Origin of the sequence: Methylomonas sp. LWB, assembly GCF_001856095.1 — a bacterium.
Classification (GTDB): Bacteria; Pseudomonadota; Gammaproteobacteria; order Methylococcales; family Methylomonadaceae; genus Methylomonas; species Methylomonas koyamae_A.
On sequence record NZ_MKMC01000034.1, the window covers coordinates 382,758 to 396,512 of the forward strand.

General features: G+C 55.7%; 16 protein-coding genes. 5 read left to right on the top strand and 11 right to left on the bottom strand.

Features of this window, described 5'->3' with window-relative positions; genetic code table 11:
* Positions 1–101: 101 nt before the first annotated feature.
* Positions 102–368 carry a J domain-containing protein gene (locus BJL95_RS15530; RefSeq protein WP_217631694.1) on the bottom strand — a complete coding sequence of 89 codons (267 nt, stop codon included), beginning with the start codon at positions 366–368 and terminating at the stop codon, positions 102–104.
* A gap of 217 nt (positions 369–585) precedes the next feature.
* Between BJL95_RS15530 and BJL95_RS15535 the strand changes: the two genes are divergently transcribed.
* Positions 586–1,128, top strand: coding sequence for a flavin reductase family protein (locus tag BJL95_RS15535; RefSeq protein WP_071159173.1), 543 nt, complete (start codon positions 586–588; stop codon positions 1,126–1,128).
* Between the two features lie 255 nt (positions 1,129–1,383).
* On the opposite strand, the gene BJL95_RS15540 is transcribed toward BJL95_RS15535, so the two are convergent.
* Positions 1,384–2,271 (bottom strand): hypothetical protein, encoded by an 888-nt coding sequence (locus tag BJL95_RS15540; protein WP_071159175.1) that lies wholly within the window; start codon positions 2,269–2,271, stop codon positions 1,384–1,386.
* 354 nt (positions 2,272–2,625) lie between these two features.
* Here BJL95_RS15540 and BJL95_RS15545 point away from each other — a divergent pair, with 354 nt between their 5' ends.
* The gene (locus BJL95_RS15545) at positions 2,626–3,195 is read left to right on the top strand and encodes a hypothetical protein (RefSeq protein WP_071159177.1); all 570 of its coding nucleotides are present in this window, start codon (positions 2,626–2,628) and stop codon (positions 3,193–3,195) included.
* Between the two features lie 144 nt (positions 3,196–3,339).
* Here BJL95_RS15545 and BJL95_RS15550 read toward each other — a convergent pair whose 3' ends face one another.
* The gene (locus BJL95_RS15550) at positions 3,340–3,876 is read right to left on the bottom strand and encodes a J domain-containing protein (protein WP_071159179.1); all 537 of its coding nucleotides are present in this window, start codon (positions 3,874–3,876) and stop codon (positions 3,340–3,342) included.
* A gap of 620 nt (positions 3,877–4,496) precedes the next feature.
* On the opposite strand from BJL95_RS15550, the gene BJL95_RS15555 reads away from it, so the two are divergent.
* Complete coding sequence (locus BJL95_RS15555) at positions 4,497–5,285, top strand: hypothetical protein (protein ID WP_139306281.1); 789 nt, start codon at positions 4,497–4,499, stop codon at positions 5,283–5,285.
* Between the two features lie 242 nt (positions 5,286–5,527).
* On the opposite strand, the gene BJL95_RS15560 is transcribed toward BJL95_RS15555, so the two are convergent.
* The 4 genes from BJL95_RS15560 to BJL95_RS15575 all read right to left on the bottom strand — a co-directional run bounded on the left by BJL95_RS15560 (position 5,528) and on the right by BJL95_RS15575 (position 7,576).
* Positions 5,528–5,929 (bottom strand): VOC family protein, encoded by a 402-nt coding sequence (locus BJL95_RS15560; RefSeq protein WP_071159183.1) that lies wholly within the window; start codon positions 5,927–5,929, stop codon positions 5,528–5,530.
* Positions 5,930–6,025: 96 nt separating this feature from the next.
* The gene (locus tag BJL95_RS15565) at positions 6,026–6,526 is read right to left on the bottom strand and encodes an SRPBCC family protein (protein WP_071159185.1); all 501 of its coding nucleotides are present in this window, start codon (positions 6,524–6,526) and stop codon (positions 6,026–6,028) included.
* Between the two features lie 86 nt (positions 6,527–6,612).
* Complete coding sequence (locus BJL95_RS15570) at positions 6,613–7,086, bottom strand: VOC family protein (RefSeq protein ID WP_071159187.1); 474 nt, start codon at positions 7,084–7,086, stop codon at positions 6,613–6,615.
* Between the two features lie 7 nt (positions 7,087–7,093).
* Positions 7,094–7,576, bottom strand: a complete 483-nt coding sequence (locus BJL95_RS15575; RefSeq protein ID WP_071159190.1) for a VOC family protein — start codon at positions 7,574–7,576, stop codon at positions 7,094–7,096.
* A gap of 226 nt (positions 7,577–7,802) precedes the next feature.
* Here BJL95_RS15575 and BJL95_RS15580 point away from each other — a divergent pair, with 226 nt between their 5' ends.
* Positions 7,803–8,630, top strand: coding sequence for a PP2C family serine/threonine-protein phosphatase (locus BJL95_RS15580; protein WP_175463729.1), 828 nt, complete (start codon positions 7,803–7,805; stop codon positions 8,628–8,630).
* A 7-nt stretch (positions 8,631–8,637) separates the two neighbouring features.
* On the opposite strand, the gene BJL95_RS15585 is transcribed toward BJL95_RS15580, so the two are convergent.
* The gene (locus BJL95_RS15585) at positions 8,638–9,321 is read right to left on the bottom strand and encodes an FHA domain-containing protein (protein WP_071159194.1); all 684 of its coding nucleotides are present in this window, start codon (positions 9,319–9,321) and stop codon (positions 8,638–8,640) included.
* Positions 9,322–9,450: 129 nt separating this feature from the next.
* On the bottom strand, positions 9,451–9,996 hold the full coding sequence (locus tag BJL95_RS15590) for a flavodoxin (protein ID WP_064023894.1): 546 nt from the start codon (positions 9,994–9,996) through the stop codon (positions 9,451–9,453).
* A 394-nt stretch (positions 9,997–10,390) separates the two neighbouring features.
* Here BJL95_RS15590 and BJL95_RS15595 point away from each other — a divergent pair, with 394 nt between their 5' ends.
* On the top strand, positions 10,391–11,392 hold the full coding sequence (locus BJL95_RS15595) for a helix-turn-helix domain-containing protein (RefSeq protein ID WP_071159196.1): 1,002 nt from the start codon (positions 10,391–10,393) through the stop codon (positions 11,390–11,392).
* A 336-nt stretch (positions 11,393–11,728) separates the two neighbouring features.
* Here BJL95_RS15595 and BJL95_RS15600 read toward each other — a convergent pair whose 3' ends face one another.
* A complete protein-coding gene (locus BJL95_RS15600; protein ID WP_071159198.1) occupies positions 11,729–12,250 on the bottom strand; it encodes an ATP-binding protein in 522 nt (173 codons plus the stop codon).
* Between the two features lie 6 nt (positions 12,251–12,256).
* On the bottom strand, positions 12,257–13,732 hold the full coding sequence (locus tag BJL95_RS15605) for a right-handed parallel beta-helix repeat-containing protein (protein WP_071159201.1): 1,476 nt from the start codon (positions 13,730–13,732) through the stop codon (positions 12,257–12,259).
* Positions 13,733–13,755: the final 23 nt, after the last annotated feature.

A 13,755-nucleotide genomic window follows, 5' to 3' on the forward strand; every position in this document is an offset into this window, starting at 1 on the left:
GGGTTATCGTTAGCCGGCCGTTCGGCGCCATGGCCTATGCGGTCCGGTCAATCCGGCATAGTTGGCCGAATTCTGTTCTGAGCCACGTCCACCTAGATGGTTTAAGGCGCTCGTTCCAGCAAGGCGTTGCGGGCTTCGGTAATTCGAATGAATTGCTCGTGGCTGCCGCCGACGTCGGGATGCGCCTTTTGGGCCAGGCGGCGAAATGCGGCTTTGATTTGCCAGGCTTCGAGCAAGCCGTCGAGCGGCAGGTGTAAGGTCTCCCGATGGCGGCGGTCGCTGAACCGGCGCTCCGGGCCGGATTGGCGAGAGCGGCCGGAGCAAGTAACCTCAATGGAATCGAGGATTCGAAGACATACCCCCCACAACTCGCCGATGTTAGTCTCGTGACAGAACCGCCGACACCCTCGATTCCGCTAACACTGCATCAAGGCTACGCAATACCAACCAGTACGAACCTACCGCGTTGTTTCCGGCTTCGCTACGGTGATAAGCTTATGCCGGTACCCGTGGTACGCGATGCATCACGACCGCTTGTGAAGCTGTGACGGCTTTACCGGCGTCCCCCTTTCGGAGTCTAGCCGGATGAAAACCCTGCCCCTCAACCACGCCTTCACGTTGATCGAACCCGGCCCGGTGGTGTGGGTGACGACCAACGACGGCCGGCGCGACAACGTGATGACTATTTCCTGGAGCATGGTACTGGACTTCTCGCCCAAGTTCGCGATCGCAACCGGGCCGTGGAACCATTCCTACCAAGCGTTGCGCGACACCAAGGCCTGCGTGCTGGCGATTCCGACGCTGGACTTGCTCGACCGGGTGGTCGGCATAGGCATTTGCTCGGGCAGCGATACCGACAAATTCGCCAAATTCCGTTTGACCGCGCTACGCGGCCAGCACGTCGCGGCGCCTTTAATCCAAGAATGCTTAGCGAACATCGAATGCCGGGTGATCGACATCGTGGAACGCCATAACATCGTCGTGCTGGAGGGGCTGGCCGCTTACCTGGACGACGAACGCGCGGAACGCCGCACCCTGCACGCGGTTGGCGACGGCAGTTTCGTTGCCGACGGCGTTAAGCTGGATCGGCGGGAGATGATGGCGGCGAAATTGCCCGAGGGCATTTAATGGCCCTTTCGGAAAGCCGGGGATTCGCCCAGTCCCGACTTTCGCTATTGGCCATGGGTTTAGCAATCGGTAGTTCGTAAATCATCACACACCGCGTCGGGTTTTGATGGACATTGGGTGTTGATCATTTAAGTTTTGTCCAACGGGCTTATCTCGCACTTTCCGCATCGTCACGCCGCGATCGCAATCAGACCGGCAGTTTATCCAGAGTGATTTCGGCAAATGCCGATCAAAGCTCCAAGCGACCAGTAAAAATCACGGCGCCTTTCGCCAGCCCGCCGCAACCGCCTGTTCGACGTTATCGAAGCAACGTTCGCCCTTGCTGAAGTCGATGACCACGCTGGCATAGGTCGGATGGCTGGGTTCGAAGTAGAGTTTGCGATGCTTGGCCGAGATATTGCCCTTGACCGGGCAGGCGTTGGCATCGCCGTTGCCGGCGTTCGTATCGCCGCCGCCGGACTGGCCGCCTGTTTGGCCTCCCGTTTGTTCGCCGGGCCTGGGACAGGCAAACGGGGCGAAGTCCCGGTCGTAGCAGATGCGCCATTCCTTGGCCTCGCGGTCGAAGTAAACGCTGTCCTCGGGCAGTTGCGGATTGTGTAGCACGAACCAAGCCTTGCCCTGAGCTTCGTTGGTCATTTGCCGACTCGGCAGATGCAATGCGTTATGCAGCGTCAGGGCTTTATCGAAATAGGCCACCGGCGTGCGCAGATGTTGATCGATCATGCAGGTGCCGTGGTTCTCGAATTCGTGCTGCAACAACCACACGCTGGGCGTCATGCAGAAATATTTCGCCAGTAACGCCCGGTCGATTTTAGGCTGATCGCCGCCGCAGGCGCGCGGGTAGTCATTGGGCCTGGCCACGCTGCCTTGCGGCCAGAGTCCGTGCAAGATGTAGCCGAAGTGGGCTTTGCCGCCGCATTGCAGATAGTCTTTTTGGCCCGGACGGCGTTGCCCTCCCTTCTGGGCACAATAGCTCGGGGCCCAGGAATAAGACAAAACATAGAACTCCGACGGCCGGTCTTGGGTTGGATCGGCGACCACATTGTAAGACTCGTAAGTATCTTTCGGATCGACGCAGTCGGCATGGGCGAGGACAGCGACCAGCGCCAGGCAAACCGCGGCAAACAATTTGGTTAGGGACATGGACACTCCTCAGGGGGCGTTATCAGGGTTAAGCCGGCGCGCACGGGACGACGCGCGCTAGACTGATTATGCCGCGAATACTGTGACAAAATGAAGACTTTAACCCACCAATCGGCGGATCGGCCCGGCGCGAGCGGTCGGCGTTCTATCCAAATCAAAATCTCGCGGCATACTAGCCGCTGTCAGTTTAGACCCCAGGCCGGGCCATCGCGGGAAAGTTACCGTTCACTAGCCGGGTTAGACGACGCGAAACGGGCGGTTAGCCTTTAACACCGGCTAGCGTTACACTTCAGCTCGGCCATGAGAATGGCTGCGGAGTGCCTTGGTAGTTTTTTCAGCCGATAGGGGGAGAACATGAGTAACTCTTTAAAATTTAATTTGGACGACCACATACTGGCCGAATTGGTCGAAGTCTGGTACGCCAAAATGCGCGACGATTTCCGCATTAACCGTTATTTTTACGACCGGCCGATCGCCGACCAGATCGCGTCGTTGAAGAACCTGATGCGCGCATTGCTGGCGAACCAGACCGTCGATCCGGCAACCTTGTCCGGGCTGGCGGACGAGGCGTTTACCGCGGCCTTTGCCCGAGGCAACGCCAAACCGAGCTTGGTCAACAATCGCGATTTCGCGTTTCTAGGCGCGCTGATGAACGGCAATATCGTCGGCGACGACGACGGCACGCCGCGCTTGACCTTGCTTTGCCCGGCGCATTCCCACTTTCTGCGATTGCAGCCGGTGGACGACGTTTACGACGTGGCCTTGGAGCTACTGCAAGCAACGCTGGAGCAATTGAAAATCGCCGATGAGACGGCCGTGCGCCTGATCAATTTCGTCGCGCTGGGCAAAAAGTCGCTGATGGGCAGAGGCGAGCCGATTTTTGACGACGAAGAACATTCCAGCCGTTTCAGTACCCATGGCTAAGCTAAGCCTTTAATACGGCGGCGCTATCCTCGGCAAACTTCAACCTTGAAGATGTTTTAGCCGCGAACCGCATCTCGATAGCCTGCCGGGTTAAGCCGGTTAGGCGAACGCGGCCCGCGTTTTTATCATCCGCGTTGGATTAGTTCACGAAGCGCGTTCCAGCAAGGCGTTGCGTGCTTCGGTAATACGAATGAATTGTTCGTGGCTGCCGCCGACATCGGGATGGGTCTTTTGGGCGAGCCGGCGAAACGCGGCTTTAATTTGCGCGGCCTCCAGCACGCCTTCGAGCGGCAGATTCAGGGTCTCCCGATGCCGCTGGTCACCGAGCGTACGGTCCTGCCCCGGATAGCGAAAACGGCTCTGATTGTGACGGGCCTGGTATTCGAACAATCTTTCTTGAGCCGCGCTGCGCAGCTTTAACGATTCCCGGCGCAACGCCACCTGATCCTCCCGCCATTTTTGCCGGGACATTACCGTACAGGCTTCGAAGTCTATCCAGCCGTTGGCCTCCAACCAGTCAAGATCAAACGGACCGACCATGTCGTACGGTTCCTCCAGCCAAGCGCTCTTACCCAGCGGACCGGCTTCGACTTGGCCGATGGTCACGGTATCCACGATGCCGAGCGAGCCATTCCAAATCACCCAAAGTTCTTCTTCCTCCGGCCACGGATTTTGATGCATGGTCTTTACCTGATTGGCGAATTAACAAGAATGTTTCGGTAAAGCTGCAAGATAAATACCAAGCCGATTGACCCTCGCTGGATGCCCGCCAAACCTGGCTTGACGGCGTTTTAACGCCAATTCGCCGGTTTCGGCATTCCGTACTTAGCCGCCTATCCGGCACCGAAATGCCGACAGACTGTGGGTTTTGAAACAAGCCGGTTGCCGAGGCAAACGGCTGGAGCGAATTCCTGGCGTCGGCACCGCTTAGCCGGCAGCGCAATCGGCAAATTCGGTCGTACGTCAAAGAACTCGCCGCATAAGACTCGGAACCGAGTTTACGGCGCTACTGAATATTCGGCGGATTACCGTTGGTGTCCTCCGCTTTCCCTTAATAATAAATCGCCAAACGGGAGTCCTTCGAATGGGATTTTAGGATTACGTGCACAGCGGCAAATATACGTCGATTATTTTTACAGTAGTTTTTTTAAGGAAGTTTTCTTTAGGAAAAATTCTTTATAAAACAGCCGCCTGCAAGTCAGGCATCAACCGGATTTATTATTGCTTGCCAATTGCCGGTGAAATCCAAAATCGGCTTGATCCGCGAAAAGTTATTCCCACAGTTATTTAAGGAGAAAATCATGCGCCACGCTAATTGGTTAATCTTGGCATTATCCATTCCATGTCTGTCAAACACCGCGCTCGCGGCCTCGGCCTCCGCCGGCGCGTCGCTAGACTGGAGTACGTTTTCGGTTTCCACGATCAGTCTAGGCGCCGGCACGCCGATGCTGACCTGGATAGACAGCAGTTATTCGGCCAGTACCTCGGCCATCACCTCCGGGCCGGATATTTCACAAACCGATTTTGTGCCTGACTGGGGGACCGGTTCGCTATCGAGCGCCGGTGACTCATCGACTCAGGCATGGGCTGAAATCGCCGCGGACGCCATTTCGGCCAACGCCAGCGATGTGAACCCGACCGGCGGCAGCAGCGCGACCGCCTCGGCGATTCGGCACGGCGAATTCACCGTGTCCGGCAACGGCTTGATTCTGTTTTCGGTGACGTATTCGTTAGCCATCGACTTTTACCCGGATGGCTACTCACCGAGCTCTAACGCGACCGCCAGCGCCACCTTGGGCGCCGCTAAAGCCACCGCATCCAGCAACAGCAACCATCTCGCCTACGAGTTACTGTTCCCGGCGTCCCCGAATGGCCTTGCGCATTCCGAACGGAAAACCGGTACGCTCTACTTGCCGGTCGTGGTTGCCGACGGCGAGACCTACAGTTTTTACGCCCAAGCGACTAGCAGCGCGGCAATCAGCGGTTCGACCGACGTCCCCAGCGTGCCTTTGCCCGCCGCGGTATGGCCCTTTGTTTCCGGCTTGATCGGCCTGGCCGGTGCTTCGCTAAGCCGACGTCGCATCGCGTAAATCGATTGGATTACCGGAGCGCCTAACCTGTGTCGTTGGACGCTACGATCCCGGCGAGCCGGGTTATTCCGCTCCTGCCTTGGAAGTCCACCTGTACAACATGGATCGAAGAGGCTGAATGGAATATCCCAACGCCATCGTAAGCTTTACGTGTGGATAGCCATCGAACGGTGCCGGACTGCTCCGGCACTACTTGAAAACCGACGCTGTTGATTGGCGGGCTACCTTGATGCCGACCGCGCTTACCCGCAATGCGTCGGCAAATAGCTGATAATGCCGAACACCGCGCCTTGCGGGTCTTGCAACATACTGAAGCGGCCCAGCTTGGGAATATCCTGCGGCGGCACGCACACGCTGGCACCCAGTGCGGTAGCCCGCGCCACGGTGGCGTCGACATCGTTCACGGTGATGTAACTCCCCCAATGCGGCGGCATGCCGGCCGCGCCGGGCGGAATGGCCATCATCCCGGCCACCGGTTCGCCGTCGAGCTTGGCAACCGAATAATCGACGCCGGGCGGTGCGTTCGGCGCCGGCTCCAGCGTCCAGTCGAACAAGTTGGCATAAAAGTCTTTCGCGGCTTGCGGATCGGTGGTTAACAATTCGCACCAGCTAAATGTGCCGTGACGTAACGTGGGATTGCTCATATTGGATTCCTGGATGATGTTTGAAAAAGGAGGCTGAATCTGCCTGAGCCGGAAACATTCGGCACCGATAAATTCTAGCGGCAAAACTAACCCGCATCAGCAACTTTTCATGTACGCCACCAATTGTTCGAAGGCCTTGCCCCAACCGTCCTCGAAACCCATCGCGGCGTGCTGATCGCGGCCGGCGACATCGGCGTGCAACACCGTGGCTTTGTAGAGCGTGCCTTGCGGGTGATCGCTGAGCTCGATAATGCCGGTCATCGCAAAGTCGCCGCAGGCCGCAGGCTCATCCCCGGCGCTGAACCGTTTCGGCCGAAAGCCGGGCAACAACGCATTGGTCCAAACCAAGCGGCGGTTTTCGACGATGTCCAAATAAGTACCGAGATGCGGAAATTCCTCGCCCTCCGGCGAGCGCATCGTGGTCCGAAACGCGCCGCCGGGCTTTAAATCGATTTCGCAGGCCACGGTTTTCCACGGCAGCGGGCAAAACCAGGGCAGCACATGCGCGGGCACGGTCCACGCTTGCCAGATTTTGTCCTTAGGAAGGTCGGTGATGCGTTCGAATGTCAGGTCGAGTCGCGGATCTAAATCGGTCATCGGGTTTCTCCCATTAAAAATATTAAAAAGCGAGGCACGCCGGCCGAACCCGGTTGGCGTGCCCTCAGTGACTGGCGGCGAGCGCTTCAAGCATCCGCGGCGGCGCGCTCCAGCGTGGCGATGTCGATTTTGCCCATCCTCAGCATGGCCTGCATGACTCTGGCGGCTTTGCCCGAATCGGGGTCGCTAAGCAAGCGGCCGAGCGCGGTTGGCGCGATTTGCCAAGGTACGCCGAACCGGTCGGTCAACCAACCGCATTGGCCGGGCTGACCTTCCGCTGACAGTTTTTCCCAGTAGTCATCGACTTCCTGTTGGGATTCGCAGTTAATGACGAAGGAGATCGCCTGATTGAACGAGAACATCGGCCCGCCGTTCAACGCGACGAAAGCCAGACCGTTCAGCTCGAAGCTGGCGGTCATCAGCGTACCTTCCGGCAACGGCGCCCCGGCAGGGTAGCGGTTGACATTCAGCACCCTGGCCTCTGCAAACACTGACAAGTAGAAATTCATCGCCTGTTCGGCTTGATCGTCGAACCATAAAAACGGTGTGATCGTAGCCATCGTCGTTTCACTCACAACCGCCGTGGCCGGCGAACATCGCGTCCATACGCGACTGGAATTCGCTAGCCTCGACGTCTTCGACGTGGGTCGCCAACATCCACTGATGGCCAAACGGATCGATCAGCACGCCCATCCGGTCGCCCCAGAACTGATCGGCCGGCGGCATGGCCGGGACGGCGCCGGCCGCGACGGCCTGGGCGAAGCTGGCATCGACATCGTCAACGTACAAATGCAGTTTGACCGCCGTACCGCCCAATTTCGTTGGAGACGTCGAACCGGCGTTCGGATATTCGTCGGAAATCATGAAATGCGAGACGCCGATCGTAAACTCGGCATGGCCGATTTTGCCGCCCGGCATCGTCAGCCGCATGAATTCCTGGGCGCCGAAGGCTTGTTGGTAAAACGTCAACGCCGCCGCGGCGTCTTCGACGGTCAGATAGGGCGTGACGCTTTGGTAACCGTCGGGAATGGGGTTGACTGGCTTGCTCATCGTATAACTCCTGCTTGGGATAAAAGGGTTTGCGTTGACTAGTCGAACCCGCTTGACGGAAATCGACAACACCCGGAAAAAATTTGCGAACGGCTCGTGTCCGACCTGTAAGCCAGGCTGGCGCTCCAAGGCTTGACAAGTCGGTGGGTTGCGGCCACTTTTCGATATCGAGATGCACTTTACGCCATACTCTAACGCGACTGCTATCTCGCCCGGTAATTTAACGATGGAAACCCTAATGACGGTGACGCGCTTGTTGGAAAGTTATTACGCCTACGGACTCAGCGACCCCGGTCTGGCGCGGGCGGCGAACGAGGATGCGATCTCGATAAATGCCGCCGCCGGCTTGTGCTTGCTGGCCGACGGCATGGGCGGGCACGGTCAGGGCGATGTCGCCAGCCGGCAAGTGGTCGCCAGCGTCAACGATTTGATCGGCCGCTATTTGCCGGCCGCCGCCGAGCCATTCGCGCCGAGCTGGTTCGAACGTTGGTTCAAGCGCCGCGACGGAGCGGATCGGGATAGCCTGGAACGGCAACTGGATTTGCTGGCGGACATAATTAGGGAAGCCAATCGGACCTTATATCGCGACAATCAGGCCCGAGGCGCGGCGGAGGGCTGCGGGATAGGCACCACGCTGGTCGGTTGCCGGTTGGCGCGCGGGTCGGCGAAAATGCAGGTTTTTCACGTCGGCGATAGCCGCTTGTATCGGCTGCGCGGCAACGCGTTGCAAGCATTGACCAAGGACCACTCGCTGTACCGGCAGTGGCAGGACACCGGCCGGACCGGCGAGGCGCCGCCCGCCAACCGACTTTATCAGGCCATCGGCCCCAAGCCGGCGATAGTCCCGGATGTGCAACTGGTGGAGTTTGCCACCGGCGACAGCTTCCTGCTGTGTTCAGACGGTCTGACCGGCATGCTGGAGGACGGCGAAATCGCGGACCTATTGGGCGGATTAACCCCCGACAATCTGCCGGCCAAGGCCGGTGCGTTGATCGATGCCGCCAACGCCAACGGCGGAACCGACAATATCTCGGTGATTTTGCTGTGCCAATGAGTCGGCGTCATTGCTCGACGAACTTCAACAACACCTGTTTGATCGCGATATTGTCGTCGTTGCTCAAGCGGACCTGATGTCCGACTTCCCGACCATTTAAACGGATATGCTTTTTAACGACCGGAGTCAGATAATAATGGTCGCCGAGGCGAATGATTTCGGCGATCAGCTTGGGCGTAAACCAGCCGCCCACCCGGACATGGCATTGCGTCCCCTTGCCGATCGAATAGTAATCCCGGTTTAACAGCAGCTTATTGATGTTGCGGGCCTCGCCGCGCATCAGCAACGCGTAATCGCCGGTTCTTGGCGCATTGCCGGCCGCGCCGGACGCGGAATTCACCAGCAAGGTTCGGTCGAAATCGTCGGCTTGCGTCTGGCCAATACCGCTGTTGGCGGCGTTGGGTTGGGCCACGAATTTTAATTCGTGCTTGCCCAAGGTGATGACGTCGCCGAATTGAAGTCGTTGCCGGCCTTCGATCTTTTTTCCGTTCAAATAAGTGCCGTTGGTGCTGTTCATATCCTCCAACCACCAGGCGTCGCCTTGTTTGGAGATCGCGGCATGCACCAGCGAAACGCCCTTATTGCCAATCGAAACGTGGTTATAGCTGGCCCGGCCGATGCTGCAAGCCTGATCGCCGATTTCGACCACGTTTTGCAGCGAGCTGTTAAAGTAAATCTCGACAAAACTCATGCCTTCGACTCCTCGGATTGAATGACGCAAACGTCACAAGTATTGGCCGGAGTCGCGGAAAAGTCAGTTTTTATTTGTATTGCCTAATGCTTTGTTTCTGGCGAGCAGACACTATTGGTGCATGGCTCCCTAATTCAGCTTCTCCAGCAAGGCGGGCTTGATTTGATCCAGCCAATCCAAAATCCGGCTCTTGGTCATTTCTGGTTGGGTATGGTGGTCCAACACCAACCCGACAAATTTACCGTTGACCACGGAGTTGGAATGGGTGAATTGATAGCCTTCCGTGCTCCAGGCACCGACCACTTCGGCACCGTAGCCCGCGACGTAGTGATACAAATGAATCAGGGAACCGGCAAAGCGGGCGTAGTATTTTTGCTGATTGCCCAGGCCGAATAGCGCGACACGCTTGCCGGACAGATCGACCTCATCCAAACGGTATAAAAACTCTTCCCAGTTGCCTTCCTCGCTGCCGGTGGTCCGGCCGGGGATTTCGCCGACGCCATAACTCGGCATGCCTAAGATCAAGGCCTTATAGCCGAGCAATTGCCCGACCGTTGCCCGATTAACGTTGACCGGCTCGCTGGCAATCTCATCGCCCAGCACTCGGTACATCACTTGCGCCATCATCTCCGTCATGCCTTTTTCGGTCCCGTAGAAAATTCCAATCTTGTTCATCTTCAAACCCCAATTAGCTGTCTACGTTCAGCAAAGCAAAATTTAAACCAGCCTCGGTCTTGGAAGGCTAGTCGCGCCCGCCGGAGACGTTTAAGCCAGGAGATCTTTTAGAATCAAGCGATTGGCGGAACCGGCGGCCGCTATATCTAAAGCGTCGATTTCCGCTAAGCAAGTGCTGCATGAGGCGATTGCTGGTCATTTTGACAACAATCGATCCGACAGCGGGCTCCGTTTGCGACAAACTTTCGAAAAATAACCGCATTCAAAGACTCGGAAGCAGAGGAACCATAGGAAAATCTAGTGTTCATCGTGTTCCGTCCGGCGGTAAACTATCCGCCCCCGACACCGAGCTCCGGCGTTCAGAGTATCCCCGGAGCAAGCCGCGCATGCCGCCATGACCAATAACGCAATCCTGTACTCCAGTGCCGAACTTCCCGAAAACACTCGCTTCGACGTGTGGCGGGAAACCTTTGCCAAGGAAATGGCCGGATTCGACATGCGGCATTGCGACGTCCGTCCGTTCTATACCAAGGCAAGTTTTCGCGCACTGGGCGCGGTGAGCTTGGCTACTAACCTCAGCACCGCGATGCTTTTCGATAGAAACCAACAAAATATCGCGCACGACGGATTGGATGGCTTCGCGTTGCCGCTCTGCGTGAACGGAAAACTGGAAATAAGCCAAGGTAAGACCCGAATGTCGATGCACAAGGACAGAGCGGCTTTAGTGGATTTCGGTCGGGCTTTGAACGGCGGTTTGGCACCCACTGCGCCCGGAGAGCATCAATTCCAAATGAGTTTGTGCCTACCGCGCGGCGAATTTTTGCATCGAGTCCCGAAAGCGGAATGCCTGACCATGCAACCCTTCGAAAACAAGGAAGCGCTATCGTTGTTGATCAATTATCTTCGGATGCTTGACCGACAAGAATTGGAACCGAGCGCCGACCTCGATCGATTGGTCGGCGAACACGTGTTAGACCTAGCGGCCTTTTTATGCGGTAGCTGTAGCAATGATGATGGGGCTTCGGGCGGCGTTCGAGCGGCCCGCAAAGCGGCCTTGACGGACTATATCGAAAAACATTTTCGGCAACCCGGCTTGTCGGTGGCCGATATTGCTACCGCCTTGAAAATATCCAAACGCTATTTATATGCCTTACTCAACGAAAACAATGAAAGCGTCACTCAAATTCTCAATCGTCTCCGATTGGAATGTGCCGCGAGAATGTTAACTTCGCCTATTTATCGCCAGCTGAGTATAACCGATATTGCGCTGCACTCAGGATTTAACGATGTTTCCTATTTTTACCGTCAATTTCGTCGCCGATTCGGCGAGACGCCAAACGATTTTCGATCTCGGACTCAGGCGACGCCAAGCAAATCAATCGATAAACCCCGATAAATTTAATAGGCTTTGCTGATAAAATCTTCGTTGAATTGAAATAATGGATCAATATCTACGCGATATTGAACATCCACCATTCAGCTTGACCTGATTCAGAGGAAAGGCTGACAGGATAGTTTAAATCGCATCCAATTTCAATTGAAAAATTGCAATATTATCGAGTTATTTTCCGGCGCCATAACTCTCAAAACGTTCGAACGCCATAGCTACATGAACTTCGATGTAGCGTTGGAAAGCGACATCGATTATTTTGCGTATGTGAATAGTGAAATACTCGCTATCGCCATAACAATAGCACTCGAATTTTAAATTCGCCAAAAGTATTGGTCGCGGTTAAACTTCCGGCACAGTGCTGTGATAGCTTACGAACTCAAGGCAATACTCGCTAGTCTCCCTTTCGTCTGGCGGCTCCCATAATCGGTTGGCCAGATCGAAAACCTCGTCGCTGACGACCATGAAAAAGGTGGCGCCTCTCTCGACATTTCGCTGTTGCACTCGCCGGCGTCGGATGTTTTCCGGCGTACTCAGTACAAACACCCGTAAATCAAAGCCGTTTTCGATAACGCGCCGATAAAACGCCTGCCGGTCGGCGCGCTGAATCAAACCTAACTCCAACACAACGTCGATGCCGGAAGCCAATAAGGCGCCAGCGTGCTTCCAAATCAGATTCAATACTCGGTCTTTCCGTTCGAGATACCAGGTTACAACTTCCGCATCCGGTCTATCCGGACCGAACAGCAACGTGAACCATTCGTCCAGCGCAATATAAATACCATTCGTTTCGGCGGCCAGCGATTTGGAATATGTCGATTTCCCCGCGCCGACCGGACCCTCGATTAAATATACCTTTGCCATTTTGGCTTAAACGAGTGTTTGAGTCATCGGAATTTTATCGCCTTGGCCCGCCGTTTCACGCAATTGGTAGTTGTCCTCCAGTGTCGGATAACTATCCGATTGCGAAGTCAATTGACTGTGTTCCGATGTAAATTGTCCGGGTAGTAAAGAATTATTTCGATAAATCGGCGTAATATTCGAAAACCCTTGCGAGAAAATGATCGTATTGTCGGCTTGATTGAATTCCTCGAGCAAGCCAATATTGCTATTGGAAAAAATGCCGATTTGCTGATTTTGAAAATGATTATGGTGAATGGAAACGCCTCTAGCCGATTCGACATAAATACATTGATTAATGACATTTCCCGGCGAGCTCGCCGACTCGTCGTTGCTGTTTGCGGTATTTTTATGCAGTTTGGTCAGGAATGCATTATTGGCGATTTCGACCCCGGTCACTTCCGGACTGGCGGCGCTATACCGGGAAACTAAAATTCCGCGCGTGGCGGAGGCCAGCGAATCGCCATTGAGCGTCCCCAAATGGTCGCGGGTATACAAGAAGGTATTGTTCAGGATTTTACTCATGGCGCTGCCGAACACGACCACTGCGGCGTCTTGATGCCAGCCTGCTCGATTGGTGGCGCAATTGTGACAAGCGTTGTTGGTAAATAACAAGCCGTAATGATCGGCGTCGCCCGCCTGATCGCCGCCGTATACCAACGCCGCGCCGCAATCCAAAAAATGATTGGCGTCGATGATCGAATTGAAGACGTTATCGTGGCTGCCGCTGATCTTAATCGCCGCCTGACGAATGTTTTTAAAAGTGCAAGCCTGCCACTTACAATGACTGCGACCGGCCCATGCGTAACAAGCGGCACTGGAACCCAGCGGTCCGATTCGGTCATAGGCGGTATCGGTCGGCAATTCCCACACACAGCCCGAAAATGTGGTGCCAGGCCCCGGAATGGTTGCGTTCCTGGCACCGAACGAATAGCAATTTTCCAAAACCGTGCCGAAATCGCCGGGCGCGGCATCCTGCATAAACAACGCACCGCCGTAAAAATTTTGGCAATGGGAGATTCTCGCATTGCCGCACCCGTGTAAATAAATGCCGGCGCCAATATTTTCCTCGACGACGAAATTCGTCGAATCGCCCGTAGTGCTTAATCCTACGACTTTGAGCCGCGCGCAGTTTTTAAAGTACAACGCACTACGGGCCGCTTGATTGCCGATGACGGTCTCGTTGCCGACCCGGCTAGTGTCGGCGGAATAGGCGGAATAATCCAACAGACTACCGGGCTCGGCGATGACGGTTAAATCGTCTATTCCTTCGATGACCAGCGGTGCGGTCAAGGGGTATCGGCCCGCCGGAATATACACCACCGGTCCGGCCGCTTTACTCGCTTCGGCAAACAAATGCACCAATACCGACGGGCTGGCCTGCTTGTAAATGGTATTGGCCTGGTTAGCGGTTTTAGATAAAGAAAAATAAGGGGTTATTAACATTAGCGGGACCTCGTATAACAGGG

Coding starts and splice junctions, on each gene's coding strand:
- BJL95_RS15535 (WP_071159173.1), top strand. CDS start 586: ATGAAAACCCTGCCCCTCAACCACGCCTTCACGTTGATCGAACCCGGC.
- BJL95_RS15540 (WP_071159175.1), bottom strand. CDS start 2,271: ATGTCCCTAACCAAATTGTTTGCCGCGGTTTGCCTGGCGCTGGTCGCT.
- BJL95_RS15545 (WP_071159177.1), top strand. CDS start 2,626: ATGAGTAACTCTTTAAAATTTAATTTGGACGACCACATACTGGCCGAA.
- BJL95_RS15550 (WP_071159179.1), bottom strand. CDS start 3,876: ATGCATCAAAATCCGTGGCCGGAGGAAGAAGAACTTTGGGTGATTTGG.
- BJL95_RS15555 (WP_139306281.1), top strand. CDS start 4,497: ATGCGCCACGCTAATTGGTTAATCTTGGCATTATCCATTCCATGTCTG.
- BJL95_RS15560 (WP_071159183.1), bottom strand. CDS start 5,929: ATGAGCAATCCCACGTTACGTCACGGCACATTTAGCTGGTGCGAATTG.
- BJL95_RS15565 (WP_071159185.1), bottom strand. CDS start 6,526: ATGACCGATTTAGATCCGCGACTCGACCTGACATTCGAACGCATCACC.
- BJL95_RS15570 (WP_071159187.1), bottom strand. CDS start 7,086: ATGGCTACGATCACACCGTTTTTATGGTTCGACGATCAAGCCGAACAG.
- BJL95_RS15575 (WP_071159190.1), bottom strand. CDS start 7,576: ATGAGCAAGCCAGTCAACCCCATTCCCGACGGTTACCAAAGCGTCACG.
- BJL95_RS15580 (WP_175463729.1), top strand. CDS start 7,803: ATGGAAACCCTAATGACGGTGACGCGCTTGTTGGAAAGTTATTACGCC.
- BJL95_RS15585 (WP_071159194.1), bottom strand. CDS start 9,321: ATGAGTTTTGTCGAGATTTACTTTAACAGCTCGCTGCAAAACGTGGTC.
- BJL95_RS15590 (WP_064023894.1), bottom strand. CDS start 9,996: ATGAACAAGATTGGAATTTTCTACGGGACCGAAAAAGGCATGACGGAG.
- BJL95_RS15595 (WP_071159196.1), top strand. CDS start 10,391: ATGACCAATAACGCAATCCTGTACTCCAGTGCCGAACTTCCCGAAAAC.
- BJL95_RS15600 (WP_071159198.1), bottom strand. CDS start 12,250: ATGGCAAAGGTATATTTAATCGAGGGTCCGGTCGGCGCGGGGAAATCG.
- BJL95_RS15605 (WP_071159201.1), bottom strand. CDS start 13,732: ATGTTAATAACCCCTTATTTTTCTTTATCTAAAACCGCTAACCAGGCC.